The sequence below is a fragment of the Rhodanobacter sp. FW106-HT46G03 genome (assembly GCF_058789895.1).
Map to the genome: position 1 here is coordinate 1826605 of NZ_JBYTCC010000001.1, position 17901 is coordinate 1844505.

The 17901-nt window shown below is 63.4% G+C and carries 12 protein-coding genes and 1 pseudogene; 6 read left to right on the forward strand and 7 right to left on the reverse strand.

What is annotated here, in order from left to right; translation table 11 throughout:
• Positions 1 to 167 precede the first annotated feature (167 nt).
• From AC3WP6_RS07815 to AC3WP6_RS07830, 4 genes and pseudogenes are all read left to right on the forward strand, one after another.
• Positions 168 to 3161, forward strand: coding sequence for a Tn3 family transposase (locus tag AC3WP6_RS07815; protein WP_492627164.1), 2994 nt, complete (start codon positions 168 to 170; stop codon positions 3159 to 3161).
• A gap of 102 nt (positions 3162 to 3263) precedes the next feature.
• Positions 3264 to 4304 (forward strand): hypothetical protein, encoded by a 1041-nt coding sequence (locus AC3WP6_RS07820; protein ID WP_492627165.1) that lies wholly within the window; start codon positions 3264 to 3266, stop codon positions 4302 to 4304.
• A gap of 197 nt (positions 4305 to 4501) precedes the next feature.
• Positions 4502 to 4603: pseudogene (locus AC3WP6_RS07825) on the forward strand (Tn3 family transposase); the annotation flags it as partial.
• 61 nt (positions 4604 to 4664) lie between these two features.
• On the forward strand, positions 4665 to 7706 hold the full coding sequence (locus AC3WP6_RS07830) for a Tn3 family transposase (protein WP_369501232.1): 3042 nt from the start codon (positions 4665 to 4667) through the stop codon (positions 7704 to 7706).
• A gap of 91 nt (positions 7707 to 7797) precedes the next feature.
• On the opposite strand, the gene AC3WP6_RS07835 is transcribed toward AC3WP6_RS07830, so the two are convergent.
• The 6 genes from AC3WP6_RS07835 to AC3WP6_RS07860 all read right to left on the reverse strand — a co-directional run bounded on the left by AC3WP6_RS07835 (position 7798) and on the right by AC3WP6_RS07860 (position 12849).
• A complete protein-coding gene (locus tag AC3WP6_RS07835; protein ID WP_492627166.1) occupies positions 7798 to 8235 on the reverse strand; it encodes a helix-turn-helix domain-containing protein in 438 nt (145 codons plus the stop codon).
• A 454-nt stretch (positions 8236 to 8689) separates the two neighbouring features.
• Complete coding sequence (locus AC3WP6_RS07840; protein ID WP_492627167.1) at positions 8690 to 8983, reverse strand: hypothetical protein; 294 nt, start codon at positions 8981 to 8983, stop codon at positions 8690 to 8692.
• Between the two features lie 355 nt (positions 8984 to 9338).
• On the reverse strand, positions 9339 to 10676 hold the full coding sequence (locus AC3WP6_RS07845) for a replication-associated recombination protein A (RefSeq protein ID WP_492627168.1): 1338 nt from the start codon (positions 10674 to 10676) through the stop codon (positions 9339 to 9341).
• Between the two features lie 189 nt (positions 10677 to 10865).
• A complete protein-coding gene (locus AC3WP6_RS07850) occupies positions 10866 to 11552 on the reverse strand; it encodes a YoaK family protein (RefSeq protein WP_492627169.1) in 687 nt (228 codons plus the stop codon).
• Between the two features lie 90 nt (positions 11553 to 11642).
• Complete coding sequence (lolA, locus tag AC3WP6_RS07855) at positions 11643 to 12302, reverse strand: outer membrane lipoprotein periplasmic chaperone LolA (RefSeq protein ID WP_492627170.1); 660 nt, start codon at positions 12300 to 12302, stop codon at positions 11643 to 11645.
• A 67-nt stretch (positions 12303 to 12369) separates the two neighbouring features.
• Positions 12370 to 12849, reverse strand: a complete 480-nt coding sequence (locus tag AC3WP6_RS07860) for an Lrp/AsnC ligand binding domain-containing protein (protein ID WP_492627171.1) — start codon at positions 12847 to 12849, stop codon at positions 12370 to 12372.
• A gap of 159 nt (positions 12850 to 13008) precedes the next feature.
• Here AC3WP6_RS07860 and AC3WP6_RS07865 point away from each other — a divergent pair, with 159 nt between their 5' ends.
• Both AC3WP6_RS07865 and alr read left to right on the forward strand, forming a co-directional pair.
• Positions 13009 to 14283 (forward strand): D-amino acid dehydrogenase, encoded by a 1275-nt coding sequence (locus AC3WP6_RS07865; protein WP_492627172.1) that lies wholly within the window; start codon positions 13009 to 13011, stop codon positions 14281 to 14283.
• Complete coding sequence (alr, locus tag AC3WP6_RS07870) at positions 14283 to 15359, forward strand: alanine racemase (protein ID WP_492627173.1); 1077 nt, start codon at positions 14283 to 14285, stop codon at positions 15357 to 15359. Before AC3WP6_RS07865 ends, alr begins: the two co-directional genes overlap by 1 nt.
• Positions 15360 to 15481: 122 nt before the next feature.
• Here the strand turns inward: alr and AC3WP6_RS07875 are convergent, their stop codons facing one another.
• Positions 15482 to 17806 (reverse strand): DNA translocase FtsK, encoded by a 2325-nt coding sequence (locus AC3WP6_RS07875; protein WP_492627174.1) that lies wholly within the window; start codon positions 17804 to 17806, stop codon positions 15482 to 15484.
• Between the last annotated feature and the right edge of the window lie 95 nt (positions 17807 to 17901).

Sequence of the window (17901 nt, forward strand, 5' to 3'; positions counted from 1 at the left end):
GTATCGTACTCGACCTTGGCGAAACCGCCAATGCAATGCCTCCCGGCAGAACCCAAGAAACATGGTTGAAGGCGATCCCACCTCGCCAGCTCCAAGGCGTGATGGGCGAAAGGCTTGATTTTCAGTGATGGAACCTTCTACCCAACTCTCCGCAGAAGGAAACCTTGATGCCGGTCAGCTACGTTACCGAGGGACAACGCGACAATTACGGCCGGTACAACGGCAACCCGTCCAGCGACGAACTGGCACGCTACTTCCATCTCGACGATGCAGATCGCACCTACATCGCGCGCAAGCGCGGTCATGCGAATCGTTTGGGCATCGCATTGCAGCTGACGACGCTGCGCTACTTGGGAACATTTCTGGACGATCCGCTGGATCTCCCTGCGCTGGTGTTATCCACCGTTGCCAGGCAGCTGGATATTACGGACACGGATCCCTCCCTCGACGACTACCGGACAGGTGAACTCCGGTGGGATCATCAGCGCGATATCTGTCGTCAATACGGCTTCGTCGAAATCACCGAACCGCCTATCGGCTTTCGATTGGGTCGCTGGCTGTACGCACTCTGCTGGACGGGAACGGAGCGGCCCAGCGTCCTGTTCGAGCGAGCCATGACATGGCTGTTGACGCACAAGGTACTGCTTCCCGGGCGCAGCACACTCGAACGATTTGTCGCTCGCGTGAAAGCCCGCGTCGAAGAGCATCTTTGGCGGCGTCTGGGAACCCGTCTCTTGGACAGGCAGCGCGAACGCCTCGAACAGTTGTTGATCGTGCCAGCCGGCAGCCGCTACTCGCTGCTGGATCAGCTGCGATCGGGCCCCACGCGCGTCAGCGGACCGGCACTCATTCAAACGCTGATGCGACTACGGGAGGTTCGTGAGCTCGGCATCGACCTGCCCAGGGTGTCACACCTTCCGGCCAGTCGCGTCATGGCACTGGCTCGCTTTGCGGGAGCCGCCAAAGCCAGCGCCGTGAGCCGCTTGCCCGACGTTCGCCGCCTTGCCACTCTCGTAGCGTTTGTGCATTGCCTGGAAGCCACCGCGCATGATGACGTCGTCGAAGTTCTTGAAATGCTGCTGCGGGATGTTTTTTCCACAGCGCGCAAGGAGGATCGGAAAACACGCTTGCGCACGCTGAAAGACCTGGATCGTGCGGCCACGCTGCTGGCCGATGCTTGCCAAGTGGTGCTGGACAGCACGCTCCCGGACAAGAAACTACGCAAAGCCTTGTTCGCCAAGGTGCCGCGCGACGTCCTCGCCCAGGCGCTCCAGGAAGTGAGCAACCTGGTACGACCGCCCGACGACGTGTTTTACAGCGAGCTGAGCGAACGCTATCGGCGCATCCGGCGCTTTCTCCCCTTTGTGCTGGAGAATCTGCGTTTCGGCGCGAGTCCCGCAGGCGAGGCTGTGGTCGCCGCCTATGAATGGCTTCGCTCGCATCCCGGGCGATTCAAGGCCGACGACGACGTCCCGCGTGATGTCATTCGCAAACGCTGGCAGCGCTACGCGATTCGCGACGACGACAGCATCGATCATCGGGCCTACACTTTCTGCGTGCTCGACGAATTGCATACGTCGTTACGCCGGCGCGACGTGTTCGTCGCCCCCAGTTGGAAGTATGCCGACCCGCGCGCAGGGCTGTTGAGCGGCAACGAATGGGAGACTGCGCGCCCCATCATCTGCCGCACGCTCAGCTTGTCTCCAACGCCCTCGTCGGCACTCGTCGCGATCACCAAAGAACTCGATGAGACCTACCGCGCGGTAGCGTCCCGACTTCCGGACAATCCTGCGGTGCGGTTCGAAGGCGAGAACGACCTGGTCGTCAGCTCCCTCGACAAGCTCGAAGAACCAGCGTCTTTGCTGGCCTTGCGCGCTGCGGTTAATGAGCGTTTGCCACGCGTGGACATTGAAGAGGTATTGCTGGAGATTGCGGCCCGTACCGGTTTCACCGATGCCTTCACCCATCTCACCGAGCGGTCTGCTCGTGCTGCGGAGCTTCCGATCAGCCTCTGTGCCGTATTGCTGGCTGAGGCGAGCAACACGGGCTTCGAACCCCTCGTTCGTGCCGACATCGCTGCACTGAAACGATCGCGTCTGTCGTGGGTCGACCAGAATTACCTCCGCAACGACACCCTGGTTGCGGCCAATGCCATCCTGGTGGCGGCTCAGAACCGGTCGATTCTGGCCCATCAGTGGGGTGGTGGCGACGTGGCGTCAGCCGACGGGATGCGTTTCGTCGTGCCCGTGCGCACTGTGCATGCGGCCGCCAATCCGAAGTATTTCGGTCGGGAACGCGGCGTGACCTGGTACAACCTGATCTCCGACCAGTTCAGCGGTCTCAACCACATCACCGTGCCGGGCACGCTGCGCGACAGCTTGATCTTGCTGGGCGTGGTGCTCGAACAGCCCACCGAATTGCAGCCGACGCAGATCATGACCGACACCGGCGCATACAGCGACGTGGTGTTCGGGTTGTTCAGGCTGCTGGGGTACCGGTTCTGTCCCCGATTGGCGGACGTCGGCGGCACGCGATTCTGGCGCATCGATCCCGAGGCCGACTACGGCGACCTCAATGCCGTTGCCCGCCAGCGGGTGAAACTGCCATTGATCGAGGAGCAGTGGGACGACATCCTGCGGCTGGTGGGCTCGCTGAAACTGGGTCGTGTACCAGCCAACGGCATCATGCGAACCTTGCAGATCGGCGACCGTCCAACCCGTCTGGCCCAGGCCTTGGCTGAGTTCGGACGGATTGAAAAGACCCTGCACACACTGACCTATATTGACGATGAGGCGAAGCGGCGTAGCACGTTGACCCAACTCAACCGTGGCGAGGGGCGTCACAGTGTGGCGCGCGCCATTTTTCACGGAAAACGCGGCGAACTCCGGCAACGCTATCAGGAGGGTCAGGAGGACCAGCTGGGCGCGCTGGGCCTGGTGCTCAACATCGTCGTCTTGTGGAACACCATCTACATGGAGGCGGCACTGGATCAGTTGCGTCAAGACGGTTTTCCCGTACGGGATGAGGACGTCGCACGGCTGTCGCCGCTCAGCCATGACCACATCAACATGCACGGCCGATATTCCTTTGCCGTGCCCGAGGCAGTGGCCCGCGGAGAACTACGCCCGCTACGAGATCCCAACGATAGGGAAGGCGATTGAGAGGATGAGTGCCCCCGGAGGGGTGTTTGGCTATCTATATGGTTTCTATGGATAAATAGACCTTATCCCGGTTTTTCGTTCCATTGCTCCCCAAACCCCATCTTGCTGCGTCGCCTTGTCTGCATGATGGTGCTGCTGGGCGTGACCTCGGCCTGCGCCGCGGCGCCCGATACCACCCAGCCGCTGCCGCTGACCCGGATCACCGACGTGCCGCTCGGCGGCGGTACCACGCGGATGGACTACGCAAGCCTCGACCCGGGGCGGCACTTGCTGTTCATCGCGCACCTGGGCGACAGCGCGGTGATCGTGTTCGACACGCAGGCACGGAAGGTGGTGGCGCGGATCGCCGGCATCAGCCACGTGCATGGCGTGCTGGTGGTTCCGGCGCTCGACCGCGTCTACGCCACCGCCACCGGCACCGACCAACTGGTCGCCATCGACGAGAACACGCTGAAGGTGGTAGCGCGCGCGCCGGCCGGGGTCTATCCGGACGGCATGGCGTATGCGCCCGAGGTGCACAAACTTTATGTTTCGGACGAAGCGGGCGGTACCGACACCGTGATCGACGTGCGCACGAACACGCGTGTAGCGACCATTCCGCTCGGTGGCCAAGTCGGCAACAGCCAGTACGACCCCGTGTCCGGGCACATCTTCGCCAACGTGCAGACGCGCCGGCAGCTGGTCGAGATCGATCCGGCGGCCGATCAGGTGATCGCCCGTATCGATCTGCCCGGCGCCGAGGGCAACCACGGTCTGCTGATCATGCCTGCGCAGCGGCTGGCTTTCATCGCTTGCGAGGACAACGCCAGGCTGCTGGTGTTGAACCTCGCCAGCCACCGCGTGGTCGCCACGTTCGCGGTGGGCGACGATCCCGACGTGCTGGCCATCGACCCCCAGCTTGGCTGGGTGTACGTCGCGGGCGAAGCAGGCATGGTTTCCGTTTTCAAAACACAGGACGGTATGGTGACCAAGATCGGCGAAGGCATGCTCGGTCCGAATGCGCATGTAGTGGCTGTCGATCCCATGTCGCACCTAGCCTATTTCCCGCTCAAGAATCTGCGCGGGAAAACAGCACTACGCATCATGGATGCTCGGCTCAGTACCGCCGCCACTTCGACGTCAATGCTGACATCGCCGAAGTAGCGGTAACCAAACGCCCGCTCGCCGCCGCACGTTTCAAACCGAAATCCGAGCACGCCGCGTGCGCGCCATGCCGGTCCAATCTTGCTGAGATTCGACACTGATTTGGTTCAGTGATGGCCTACTCGAATCGACTTTCTGAGGAAGGAAACCCCCGATGCCTGTCAGCTATGTCACCGAGGAACAGCGCGACAGCTATCGTCCATGCCGCTGCCAACCCGAAGTACTTCGGTCGGGAGCGCGGCGTGACCTGGTACAACCTGATCTCGGATCAGTTCAGCGGTCTCAACGACATCACCGTAATCGTGTGATTGCGGGTATTTCCGATAGCATGCTCGTCGTCGATGATGGGATCCACCACGAGTGAATCGCCGAACGTCTGAGCAAAATAAGCGGCTGGTCATCTTGTCGGACGCCGAGCAGGAGGCCCTGTACGGCCTGCCGGAATTCGACGATGCGCAGCGGCTGGAATACCTGGCCTTGACCGAACCCGAACTCGCGCTCGCCAGCAGCCGGACCGGCATGCATGCGAAGGCTTATTGCGCCTTACAGATCGGCTACTTCAAGGCCAAGCACGCCTTCTTCCGTTTCGACTGGGGCGAGGTCGAAGATGATTGCGCCTTCGTGCTCAGCCGCTACTTTCATAGCAAGCGATTCAAGAGCGAATCTATCACCAAGCATGAGCACTACGCTCAGCGCGCGCAGATCGCCAAGCTGTTTGGCTACCAGCCATGGGCAGGGAACTTCTTGCCGCCGCTTGCGCAGCAGGCCGCACAAATCGTCCAGCGTGACGTGACACCCAGCTTCGTCGCCGCCGAGCTGATCATCTGGCTCAACGAACACAAGATCATCCGGCCCGGCTACGGCACCTTGCAAGAGCTGGTCAGCGAAGCCCTGTCCACTGAACGCCTGCGTTTGGGCCGGCTATTGGCGGAAGTTCTGGACGAATCGGCCAAGGCTGCACTGGCCCAGCTCTTGGTGCGCGACGACACCTTGTCTCAACTGGCGGCGCTCAAGCAGGACGCCAAGGATTTCGGCTGGCGTCAGATGATCCGCGAGCGCGAAAAGCGCGCCACGCTGGAGCCGTTGCACAGGGTCGCCAAGGCACTGCTGCCCACGCTGGGCATCTCGCAGCAGAACTTTCTCTATTACGCCAGTTTGGCAAACTTCTACACTGTCCACGACTTGCGCAGCCTCAAGCCGGATCAGACCCATCTCTACCTGCTGTGCTACGCATGGCTGCGCTACAGGCAGCTCACTGACAATCTTGTCGACGCCATGGCCTACCACATGAAACGCCTGGAAGACGAGAGCCGCGCCGGTGCCAAGCAATCGTTCGTCGCCGAGCAGCTTCAGCGGCAACAGGAGACACCGCGCGTCGGACGACTACTGTTGCTCTACGTCGACGATACCTTGGTCGACACGACGCCGTTCGGTAACGTGCGGAAACAGGCCTACAAGATCCTGCCGAAGGATTCGCTTCAGCTCATCGGTCAACGCATGAGCGTCAAACCTGCGAACAGGCTGACGCTGCATTGGAAGGTGGTGGACAGTCTGGCTGAACGCATGCGTCGTCACTTGCGACCGCTGTACATCGCACTCGACTTTGCCAGCACTGACCCGAGCAACCCATGGCTTGCGGCGCTGACTTGGGCCAGGGACGTGTTCGCCAAGCAGCAACGTCTGTCGCAACGGCCGGTTGCCGAATGTCCGGCAGCCACGCTTCCGGAACGGCTTCGCCCATACCTGCTCACCTTCGATGACGATGGCCAACCGAACGGCTTGCACGCCGACCGCTACGAATTCTGGTTGTACCGCCAGATCAGAAAACGTTTCCAGTCGGGTGAGATCTACATCGATGACAGCCTGCAACACCGCCATTTCTCCGACGAACTGGTTTCATTGAGCGAGAAGCCAGATGCACTCGCGCAGATGGATATCCCTTTCCTGCGGCAGCCGATCGATGATCAGCTCGCGGCCCAGGCGACCGAGTTGCGTACGCAATGGCTGGCGTTCAATCGCGAGCTGAAACAGGGCAAGCTGAAGCATCTGGAATACGACAAGAGCACGCAGACGCTGATCTGGCGCAAGCCCAAGAGTGAAACCCCGAAAGTGAGCGAACAGTCGTTCTACGAGCAGCTGCCGTACTGCGATGTCGCCGACGTGTTCCGTTTCGTCGAGGGCCAGTGCCAGTTCCTGTCGGCGCTCACGCCGCTGCAACCCCGCTACGCGAAGAAGACTGCGGATGCTGACAGCCTGATGGCCGTCATCATCGCCCAGGCCATGAACCATGGCAATCAGGTCATGGCGCGCACCAGCGACATCCCGTACCACGTCCTGGAAAGCACCTACCAGCAGTACCTACGACAGGCGACGCTGCACGCAGCCAATGACCTCATTAGCAACGCCATCGCCGCGTTGCCGATCTTCCCGCATTACTCGTTTGACCTCGATACGCTGTACGGCGCCGTCGATGGCCAGAAGTTCGGCGTCGAGCGGCCCACCGTGAAAGCCCGGTACTCGCGCAAATACTTCGGGCGCGGCAAAGGCGTCGTCGCCTATACGCTGTTGTGCAACCACGCCCCGCTCAATGGCTATCTCATTGGTGCGCACGACTATGAAGCGCACCACGTGTTCGACATCTGGTATCGCAACACGTCGGACATCATGCCGACGGCGATTACTGGCGACATGCACAGCGTCAACAAGGCCAACTTCGCCATCCTGCGCTGGTTTGGGTTGCGCTTCGAGCCGCGCTTCACCGACCTCGATGACCAGTTGAACAATCTGTATTGCGCCGACGATCCTGCGCTGTACGAAAAGTGCCTGATCCGACCAGTCGGACAAATTGATCGACAACTCATCGTCAGCGAGAAGGCGAACATCGACCGGATCGTCGCCACGCTGGCCCTGAAGGAGATGACGCAAGGCACGTTGATCCGCAAGCTGTGCACCTACACCGAGTCGAACCCGACGCGGCGCGCGATCTTCGAGTTCGACAAGCTCATTCGCAGCATCTATACGCTGCGCTACCTACGTGACCCGAAACTCGAACGAAGCGTCCATCGCTCGCAGAATCGCATCGAGTCGTACCACCAGCTGCGCTCGACCATCGCCCAGGTTGGGGGCAAGAAGGAATTGACCGGGCACACTGATATCGAAATCGAAATCAGCAACCAGTGCGCTCGGCTGATCGCCAACGCGATCATCTACTACAACTCGGCCATCCTCTCGCGGTTGCTGACGAAGTACGAGGAGAGCGGCAACATCAAGGCGCTGGCATTGATCACCCAGATGTCGCCGGCAGCTTGGCGGCACATCCTGCTCAACGGCCATTACACCTTCCAGAGCAACGGCAAGGTGATCGACTTGGATGCGCTCGTGGCCGGGGTGGAACTGGGCTGACGGAAATTCCGGTGGTTCCCCAGCTTGCATCAAGGACAGTGTCACCTGCTTCAACGTAACCGCTCCGTGTCCAGGATGTATGCAATTATTATTATAAACAGTATGTTACGATATTTTTCGGAAATTTTGAGGATTCCGGCTTAGACCCCCAATGCGTGGCATTCGTGGGCGTGCTCTGGCGCACCTTGTCCACGATCGCTTGGACCTGCGCGTCGTCCACCGTGCGCGGGCGCCCTGCACGCGGCGCATCGGTCAGGCCGGCCAGCCGGTACGCCGCATAGCGCCGTCGCCATTTGGACACGGTCTGGATCGTCGTCTGCAGGCGCTCGGCGATGCGCGTGCCCGAGTGACCATCGGCGCAGCCCAGCACGATCCGGATGCGCAGCTTCTCGTCCTCCGGGCCTTTGCGAATGCGCAGGCGGGCCTTCAGTTCGGTGCGTTCGGCATCCGTGATCTCAAGCTTCGCAACGGGGCGTCCAGGGCGGGCCATTGGGATAGTTTCCAACAAAGGAAACGCTTCGACAGCCATGCCTCAACATAGTTCAATTTATTTGTGAGACACCACACTAGCGGCTAGGAGAAGAAAATCGCACGGCATGCCGTGGGCAGCTAGGCATGCGGCCAGCGGCGTGAGTCGCATCAAGCAGTCGCTCAAAGCCAGGGCGAAAGCCGCGAGGCTTGGTTGGCTGAGACACGTGCTACGCCTCGAAAACGCCGGCAACATTGAACATTGAAAGAGCACTTTACATTTTTGGGGGTTGGGCAAAATTAGCCTTATTGAATGCGTCGCTGCAATCGCGAGCCAAGGGCGAAGACTAGTCGCGCTGTCACCGGTCGCCGGACCGCCATCTGCGCGAGCTCACCGGCACGCGTCGCTGTGTCGGTGGTGCGGTGGTGGACGTGCAGGGCACCAGCTACCGGCAGGTGGGCGCCATTGCCAACCCGGTGCATTGCGTTGGCGATATGGCCGACCGGCTGTTGCGCTAGAACAGCGACAGTTGCCGCCGCGCGGTGTCGCGCCTCTGCCATTCGGCGGCTTGGATGACGTGTTGCAGGTAGTGCTGTGAGATGCGGCCGCGCTGCATTGAGCCACCCGGGGCTATCAGGAACTGCTGGCGCACGCGCCAGCCGTTCCATTGCCGCGTCAGGTCGGCCGCTCCTTGGTACAGGTCTTCTTGCCACTGCCGGATATGGGCCAGCTTGAGTTGCCGGCCGTTCGGCATCCATAAGGCGCCATCTTCCAAGCGCCAGTTCGTTTCACTCCATAGACCGCGCATCGTTGCCCCTGTTTTTTGCGGCCATGGCGGCCGCGGCGGCGATGGTAGTGAGCACTGCTAGATTGCGCATAATGTGTATTATGTCAATAACCAAATGCCTCGCAGCAAAACTGGCGCGAGCCTTGCTCGTGCATTCGGACTCAGCAAAGGAGCTGCGCGATATGGCACGTCACCCGAAGCGTATGCCTTGGCGGTATGACGAGAAAACCCAGACCTTCACCACACCGGCCGGCAAGGTCACATTGCAAGAGCTGGCCGAAGCGCGATACGCGCTAGGCGTTGGCCGGGTCGGATCGATGCCCATTCCCCCGGGTTTCCGACCGGCCAGATTGAATTGATGGAGTCCGGCGCCCCGTTATTTTGGCGTGCGGGCTTTGCGGCGCGCTTCGCGCAGCGGCAACAGCTTGGCTCGCAACTGGATTTCCAGGCCGCGGTCGACGGGTTCGTAGAACACGGTGCCGTCGAGGGCGTCCGGTAGGCATTGCTGATCCAGCGCGATGCCGCCTTCGACGTCGTGGTCGTATTGGTAGCCCTTGCCGTAACCCAGGCCTTTCATCAGTTTGGTTGGGGCGTTGCGCAGGTGCATCGGTACTTCGAGCGTGCCGGTATCACGCACGGCGGCACGAGCCTTGTTCCATGCCTGGTAGGCGGCGTTGCTCTTGGGCGCGACGGCGAGCCAGATGGCGAGTTGCGCGAGGCCGAGTTCGCCTTCCGGGCTGCCGAGGCGCTCGTAGGTGTCCCAGGCATCGAGCGCCATGCGCCACGCGCGCGGCTCGGCCAGGCCGACGTCTTCGACGGCCATGCGCGTCATGCGACGCGCGAGGTAGCGCGGGTCGCAGCCGCCGTCGAGCATGCGCGCCAACCAATAAACCGCGGCGTCCGGGTCGGACGAACGCACGGATTTGTGCAGCGCCGAGATCTGGTCGTAGAACTGTTCGCCCTGCTTGTCGAAACGGCGGGTGCGGTCGGCAAGCACCTGCTGCAGCGTGGTGTCGTCGATGCGGCCGCCGTGCGCCAGCTCGGCGGCAATTTCCAGCAGGGTCAACGCACGGCGCACATCGCCGTCGGCGGCCTCGGCAATGAGCTGCAGTGCAGCTTGGTCGACTTCGAGCTGCAAGGTGCCCAAGCCGCGTTCGGCATCCACCAGCGCATGCTTGAGCGCCGCGACAATATCGTCGACGCCGACCGGTTCCAGCACATGCACGCGGCAACGCGAAAGCAGCGCGGAGTTCAGCTCGAACGAGGGGTTTTCCGTAGTGGCACCGACAAACAGGATCACGCCGCGTTCGATATGCGGCAGGAAGGCATCCTGTTGCGCCTTGTTGAAGCGGTGCACCTCGTCGACGAACAACACCGTGCGCCTGCCCTGCGCAAAGTTGGCTTCGGCTTCGGCCAGCGCCTTGCGGACCTCGGGCAAGCCGGACAATACGGCGGAGATGGCACGGAAGTCGGCATCGGCGTAACGGGCCACAAGCAGGGCGAGCGTGGTTTTGCCGCAACCCGGCGGTCCCCACAACACCATCGAATGCAAGCGGCCGGCTTCGATCGCGCGCCGCAAGGCGCAATCGGGGGCGACCAGCCGACGCTGGCCGACCACTTCGTCGAGGGTGCGCGGCCGCATGCGCTCGGCAAGCGGTTTCAACGCCTCGGGCTCGGCAAACAGGGAATTGCTGGGCTGGGCGGGATGCGGCATGCGGCCATGATACGGCAGCCTCGGCGGCGTACCGGGCGAGGCGCTTGGGCGAATATATCGTCCCTGCCCCACGTCGGCTTGGGCGACTGCCTGCGGCAGCCGCATGCACCTCGACAATGGCAGGAGTCGCAACACTCGGCCGCGCTTTCTGCGCCACTCGCCGCCGACCGACTTGGCCCACTCTCGTCGTCAGTCGTCTACCAGCTCCGCCGCAGGCACGTATTGACGGTAGAGGCCGTAGCCGAGGCCGCAGATGCCGGTCAGTGCCGCGGGTACCAGCAGGCTGTGCTCTTGCATTACGCGGAACAGCAGCGCGCCCGCGGCACTGCCCAGCACAAAACCGGCAGCCACCATCACGCACACCCGCAGTCGCAGGCGATCCACCGGCAATCCACGCAACAGGTGCCCGATGTAGATGCCCAGGTCGGTGAAAAAGCCGGTGAGGTGGGTGGTTCGGATCACCATGCCGCTGTAGGCACTGACCATGCCGTTTTGCAGCCCCACCGCGACCGACGCCAGATACAGGCCGGTGTCGCTTGCGGCGTCGAGCAGCGGCACCGCGGCGAACAGCAGCGCCGATTCCAGCAGCAACGCCACGCCGTAGCGGCGGCCAAGGCGCAACGTGCTCTGCTGCACGATCAGGCCGCTCAGCATGGCGCCGAGGATGAAAGCCAGGATCGCCAGCGACCAGTGCCACAGTTCGTTGGTATTGGCGTCGCCCAGTGCGATCCCGAGCAGACTGGCGTTGCCCGTCATGTTGCTGATGGATTCGTGCCGAAAGCTCAGGTAGCCGACGGCATTGACGAGACCCGCGATCACGGCCAGTACGAACGCCCCGAACCAGGCCCAACGTGGCAGACGCCGCAGCACCGGCATGGGGTCAGCCTCCGGGCCGCGGCTGCGCGCCGTCGCGGGCGTCAACGCCCGACAGCGGCCGATGATGCGGAACGGCCGTCACCACCGGCCTCAGTCCTTGAGCGGCTGCACTTGCAGCACCGGGGCATCACCAATCACGTCGGCGCCTTTCGGCGGCACGAAGGTGAACACGGCAGGCGCAATATCCACGTTGCGCTTCCAGTTGGAAAAGTTGATGACGGTGGTGGAGCCGAGCTGGTCCTTGAACGTCATGCGCGCGAGCCCGCCTGCGTTGAACCCGAGGTCCGCGTAGGCGAACTGCGGATCGCGCGCGGTCGAGGTCAGGCGCAGCCACGCCAGGCCGTCATGCTCGCCGCGTTCGGCCACCTTGAATTCCTTGTCCATCTGTTTGAGGTCGGTCAGCACGGTCAGCGGACTGTGTGCCTCTTCGCTGGATTGCACGCGCACCGTGACCTGCTCCAGCTCGGGGTCGTACATCCATACCCGGCTGCCGTCGGCAACGATGGTCTGCTTGTACGGCATGGTGGTTTCCCAGCGGAACTGGCGCGGCGCCTGCAACGCCAGCGTGCCTGAGCTCACCTTGCCGGCGTGCCCGTTGGGATCGATCAGGGTCTGGGTGAAGTTGCCGGTGAGCGAGTGCAGGTTGCTGGCAAAAGTGTCGAGCCGCGCGCGGGCGGTGCCGGTGGCAGCCTGCACGGCAGCGGCGGCCAACATGAGGCCGACGGCCAGGGCGAATTTCAGCGGTTTCATCGAATGTCCGTGCGGGGTGGCAACGCGCTATTGTGCCGGGTTGCGGCTTAATCCATCCGCCCTGCCCTCAATCAGGCACCGGCAGGCATGAGGTCTCTTTGACCTCCTCCATCACGATGTAGCTCTTGGATTCGCGCACGTGCGGCAACGTGAGCAAGGTGCTCCCCAGGAGCTTGCGGTAACTCGCCATTTCGCTGATGCGCGCCTTGATGAGGTAGTCGAAATCGCCCGACACGAGGTGGCATTCGAGCACGTTCGGCAGGCGCAGCGCGGCGCGGCGGAACTCCTCGAAAATGTCGCCCGATTTGTAGGCGAGGCTGATCTCAACGAACACCAGCAGGTTTGCCTTGACGTATTGCGGATCGAGCCGCGCGTAGTAGCCCATGATGACTTTTGCGCGCTCGAGCCGGCGCACGCGTTCGGTGCATGGGGTGGTCGACAGACCCACGCGTTCGCCCAGTTCGGTAAACGACACGCGACCATCCTCTTGCAGGATACGCAGGATTTTGCGGTCGATCTTGTCGAGTTCGCGCGGATGGGGGGGCATCAAGACTTCCTGCAACAGTATTGGCAGGTGGTGTATTTCACCACAACCGAGGACGAATATGGTGAAACTCACTACATCACTGCACTTACACTGCGCGTTTCCTAGCCTGTCACTCGACAGATGCAGGAGATGCTGCGCCGGGGGGCGCGAAGGAAAGTCATGCGCGTCTTGATCCTGGGTAGTGGTGTCATTGGCGTCACCAGCGCGTGGTACTTGCGCCAGGCCGGGCACGAGGTGACGGTGGTGGATCGCCAGCCGGCGGCAGCGCTGGAAACCAGTTTCGGCAATGCCGGTCAGCTGTCGTTCGGCTACACCTCGCCGTGGGCCGCGCCAGGGGTGCCGTTCAAGGCCATCAAGTGGCTGTTCCAGAAGCACGCGCCGTTGTCGATCCGGCCGCGGCTGAGCTTCGTCGAGTATCGTTGGCTGTGGCACATGCTGCTCAACTGCAACGCGAAGAGTTACGCAGTGAACAAGGCGCGCATGGTGCGCATGTCCGACTACAGCCGTGCGTGCATCAACGCGCTCGCGCAGACCGCCGGCATCGATTACGAAGGCCGCCAGCTCGGCACCACGCAGCTGTTTCGCACCCAGCACCAGCTCGACGCGGCAGCGCAGGACATCGCGATCCTGCGCGACTACGGCGTGCCCTACGAAGTGCTTGATCGCGCGGGCATCGTCAAGGTGGAGCCGGCGCTGGCCACCACGGTCGACAAATTGGTCGGCGCCTTGCGCTTACCGGAGGACCAGACCGGCGATTGCCAGTTGTTCACCACCAAACTGGCCGCGGCATCCGCTGCCGCGGGCGTCGTGTTCGAGTTCGGCAGGACGATCCAGGCGCTGGTGCACAGTGGCGACCGCATCGACGGCGTGCGCATCGACGGCCAGACGCGCAACGCCGATGTCTACGTGGCAGCACTTGGCAGTTACACTCCCGCGTTGGTTGCGCCGCTGGGCCTGCCGTTGCCGGTGTATCCGCTCAAGGGGTACTCGCTTACCGTGCCGATCACCGACCCCGCGCAGGCGCCGACATCGACCATCCTCGACGAGAGCTACAAGATTGCCGTGACCCGTTTCAACGACCGCATCCGCGTCGGCGGCATGGCCGAGGTGATGGGCCACGACCTGTCGCTCAATCCGCGCCGGCGGGCCACGCTGGAAATGGTGGTCGACGACCTCTACCCGCATGGCGGCGACCTGTCCAACGCCACGTTCTGGACCGGCCTGCGCCCCGCCACGCCGGATGGCACGCCGGTGGTCGGCGCCACGCCCTACAAGAACCTTTACCTCAACACCGGCCACGGCACGCTCGGCTGGACGATGGCGGCGGGCTCGGGGCGTTACCTCACCGACCTGATCGACGGCAAAGAGCCGGAAATCAGCACCGAAGGCCTGGACATCTTCCGCTACCTCGGTTCCAACACGGCCCGCCACTGATGCGCCCCGCCAAGGCCCTGATCGACCTCGACGCCCTGCGGCACAACTACCGCCTTGCGCGCCGGTTGAACGGCGGCAAGGCACTGGCCGTGGTCAAGGCCGACGCCTACGGGCATGGTGCCGTGGCCTGCGCGCGTGCGCTGGCCAACGAGGCTGACGGCTTTGCCGTGGCCTGCATCGAAGAAGCGCTGGAGCTGCGCGCCGCCGGCATCCGCAACCCCATCCTGCTGCTCGAAGGCTTCTTCGGGACGGACGAGCTGCCGCTGATCGTGGAACACGATTTGTGGACGGCGGTTGCCTCGCCGCAGCAGGTGGAAGCGGTGCTCGCCTATCGCGGCGAGGCGCCGCTGCACGTGTGGCTGCTGCTGGACAGCGGCATGCACCGACTGGGCCTGATGCCAGATGCGTTCCGCGCGGCACACGCAAAGCTTTCGGCCCAGCCGAACATCTCGCCGCTCACGTTGATGACCCACTTTGCGCGTGCCGACGAGCTGGACTGCCAGCGCACGTTGGAACAACGCGAAACCTTCCTGCGCGCCACCCAGGGCCTGGCTGGCGAGACCAGCTTGTGCAACTCGGCGGCTTCGCTGGCCTGGCCGCAGGTGCGCAACGACTGGGCGCGGCCCGGACTGATGCTGTATGGCGCCGATCCCTTTTTCCCGCAGGCCAACACCAACGCCGCGCAGCTCAAGCCGGTCATGACGGTGAGCTCGCGGGTGTTCGCTGTGCGCGAGATCCCGATCGGCGAGCCGGTAGGTTACGGCGCGCGCTTTGTCGCCGAACGCCCGACCCGCGTGGGCGTGGTGGCCATGGGCTACGCCGACGGCTACCCGCAGTTCGCGCCCAACGGCACGCCGGTGATGATCGATGGCCTGCCCGGCCAGCTGATCGGCCGGGTATCAATGGACATGCTCACCGTCGACCTTACCGACCACCCGCTGGCAGGCATCGGCAGCAGCGTGCAGCTGTGGGGTACGGCGCCGTTGGCGGTCGATCTTGCACGGCGCTGCCATTCCAGCGCCTACGAACTTTTGTGCGGGTTGAAGCGCGTGCCACGCACGTATCTCGACGCCTGAACGCGCCAAGCAGACCAGAACGCCGCTCTCGGCTTGAAGCTTGACCACGCGCCCGTGGAGCGGGCTTCAGCCCAACAGGTGTCTCGCCAAAAGCCTTGGTCGGGACGAATCCCGACCCACGCTCAATCGCGCGGCGGTGGCGGCGCCAACACCTCGCGGTTGCCGTTGTGCTGCGGCGCGCTGACCACGCCGTCGGTTTCCATCTGTTCGATCAAGCGCGCCGCGCGGTTGTAGCCGATGCGCAAGTGGCGCTGCACGCCCGAGATGGACGCCCGCCGGGTCTGGGTGACGATCGCCACCGCGCGATCGTAAAGCTGGGCGTCGCCGCCCTCGTTGCCGTCGCTCTCCTGCGGCAGCCCGGCCTCGTTGATGAACTTGCCGTCGGCGGTGGCCTGCACCTCTTCCAGCACGCCTTCGATGTATTGCGGCGCACCCTGCGCCTTGAGCCAATCGACCACGCCGTGCACTTCGTGGTCGTCGACGAACGCGCCGTGTACGCGCTCGGGGGTCGCTGTGCCGGGCGGCAGGTAGAGCATGTCGCCATTGCCGAGCAGCGCCTCGGCGCCGGACTGGTCGAGGATCGTGCGCGAGTCGATCTTGGACGACACCTGGAACGCGATGCGGGTCGGGATATTGGCCTTGATCAGGCCGGTGATGACATCCACCGAAGGCCGCTGGGTGGCCAGCACCAGGTGCACGCCGGCGGCGCGCGCCTTCTGCGCCAAGCGCGCAATCAGCTCTTCGACCTTTTTGCCGACGATCATCATCATGTCGGCGAATTCGTCGATGAAGATGACGATGCTGTACAGCGGCTCAAGCGGTTCGGCGGCGAGGTTCGGCGCCTCGGGGTTGGGTCGGAACAGCGGATCGAGCAGCGGCTGGCCGGCGTTTTCGGCCTCGCGCACCTTCTTGTTGAAGCCCGACAGGTTGCGCACGCCGACCGCCGCCATCAACTTGTAGCGGCGCTCCATCTCGGCCACGCACCAGCGCAGCGCGTTCGCGGCCTCCTTCATGTCGGTGACCACCGGCGCGAGCAGATGCGGGATACCCTCGTACACCGAGAGTTCCAGCATCTTCGGGTCGATCATGATCAGCCGCACGTCCTTCGGGCCGGCCTTGTACAGCAGCGACAGCACCATCGCATTGACTGCCACCGATTTGCCCGAACCGGTGGTGCCGGCCACCAGCAGATGCGGCATCTTCGCCAGGTCGACCACCACCGGACGCCCGCCGATGTCCTTGCCGAGCGCCAGCGCCAGCGGCGATTTCATCTGGTCGTACTTGTCCGAGCGCAGGATCTCGGAGAGATACACGATCTGTTTCTTCGCGTTGGGGATCTCCAACCCGATCACGTTCTTGCCGGGGATCACGTCGACCACGCGCACGCTCACCACCGACAGGCCGCGCGCAATGTCCTTGTCCAGGCTGGACACCTGCGAACCGCGTACGCCGGCCGCCGGCTCCAGCTCGAAACGGGTGATGACCGGGCCGGGGTAAACGCCGACGACCTTGGCCTCGACGCGGAAGTCGTGCAGCTTCAGCTCGACCTGGCGCGACAAGACTTCGAGAGTCTCCTCGGAATACCCCGGCCCCTGCTCCGGCGCTTCGTCCAGCAGCGACAGCGGCGGCAGCTCGCCGGGCACGGATGGCCCGGTGAACAGCGGAATCTGCGTCTGTTGCTTGGCGCGCTCGCTTTTCGCCACCGGCGCGGGGGGCGTCTCGATCCGCACCGGCTCACGCTTGGCCTGCTTGCCGGCGTCGAGCTTCTTGACCACCTCGCGCTCGGCACGCGCCTCGCGCGCCTTGAACGCATCCGGCGCCTGGCGCACCTTGCCGCGCAACCAGTCGCTGGCCGCAAGGGTGAGCTTGCCGGTCCAGTCCATCACCTTGAACCACGACAGCCCGGTGGCCACGGTGACCGCACCCAGAAACAGCGCAAACAGCAGCAGCGGCGCGCCCGCTCCGAAGGCCGCGTGCAGCCCGTGCGCCACCGCGCGGCCGATCACGCCGCCGGCGCCTTCCGGTGCCATCAGGCTGCGCGGAAAATTGAATTCCCACAGCCCCGGCGCAATCACGAAGAACGCCACGGCGCCGATCAGGCGCAGCGAGGATTCCCACGGATGCTTGGGCTGCACGCCACGCTGGCGCAGTACCTCGACCCCAGCCAGGAGCGGCAGCAAGGGAAAGAAATAGGCGATGCCGCCAAACAGGTAGCGGAGCAGGTCGGCCACGTAGGCCCCTACCGTGCCGCCCCAGTTGTGCACTTGCACGGCGCTGCCGGCGTGCGACCACCCGGGATCCTGCTCGTGATAACTGAACACGCACACCAGGAGATACAACGCGACCGGCAACAGCAGCAACGCGCCCGCCTCGCGCAGACGCCGCTTCGCCTCGTCACTCAGGGCGATCTTGGGTTTTGAGGTCTTGCTGTCTGCGCCGTGCGCCACCGTCGACGACTTCCTGCGAATCCACGTGCGGGCAAGTCTACACAGGCCGTGCACGCTGCAGTAGTGGCGGCATCGCCGTTTTGACCCGGCGGCTT

Bases quoted from the DNA above. Each gene is read 5' to 3' on its own strand.
- AC3WP6_RS07860 (WP_492627171.1), bottom strand. From the start codon at position 12,849: ATGCCCCCCCATCCGCGCGAACTCGACAAGATCGACCGCAAAATCCTG.
- AC3WP6_RS07845 (WP_492627168.1), bottom strand. From the start codon at position 10,676: ATGCCGCATCCCGCCCAGCCCAGCAATTCCCTGTTTGCCGAGCCCGAG.
- lolA (WP_492627170.1), bottom strand. From the start codon at position 12,302: ATGAAACCGCTGAAATTCGCCCTGGCCGTCGGCCTCATGTTGGCCGCC.
- AC3WP6_RS07865 (WP_492627172.1), top strand. From the start codon at position 13,009: ATGCGCGTCTTGATCCTGGGTAGTGGTGTCATTGGCGTCACCAGCGCG.
- alr (WP_492627173.1), top strand. From the start codon at position 14,283: ATGCGCCCCGCCAAGGCCCTGATCGACCTCGACGCCCTGCGGCACAAC.
- AC3WP6_RS07850 (WP_492627169.1), bottom strand. From the start codon at position 11,552: ATGCCGGTGCTGCGGCGTCTGCCACGTTGGGCCTGGTTCGGGGCGTTC.
- AC3WP6_RS07815 (WP_492627164.1), top strand. From the start codon at position 168: ATGCCGGTCAGCTACGTTACCGAGGGACAACGCGACAATTACGGCCGG.
- AC3WP6_RS07835 (WP_492627166.1), bottom strand. From the start codon at position 8,235: ATGGCTGTCGAAGCGTTTCCTTTGTTGGAAACTATCCCAATGGCCCGC.
- AC3WP6_RS07840 (WP_492627167.1), bottom strand. From the start codon at position 8,983: ATGCGCGGTCTATGGAGTGAAACGAACTGGCGCTTGGAAGATGGCGCC.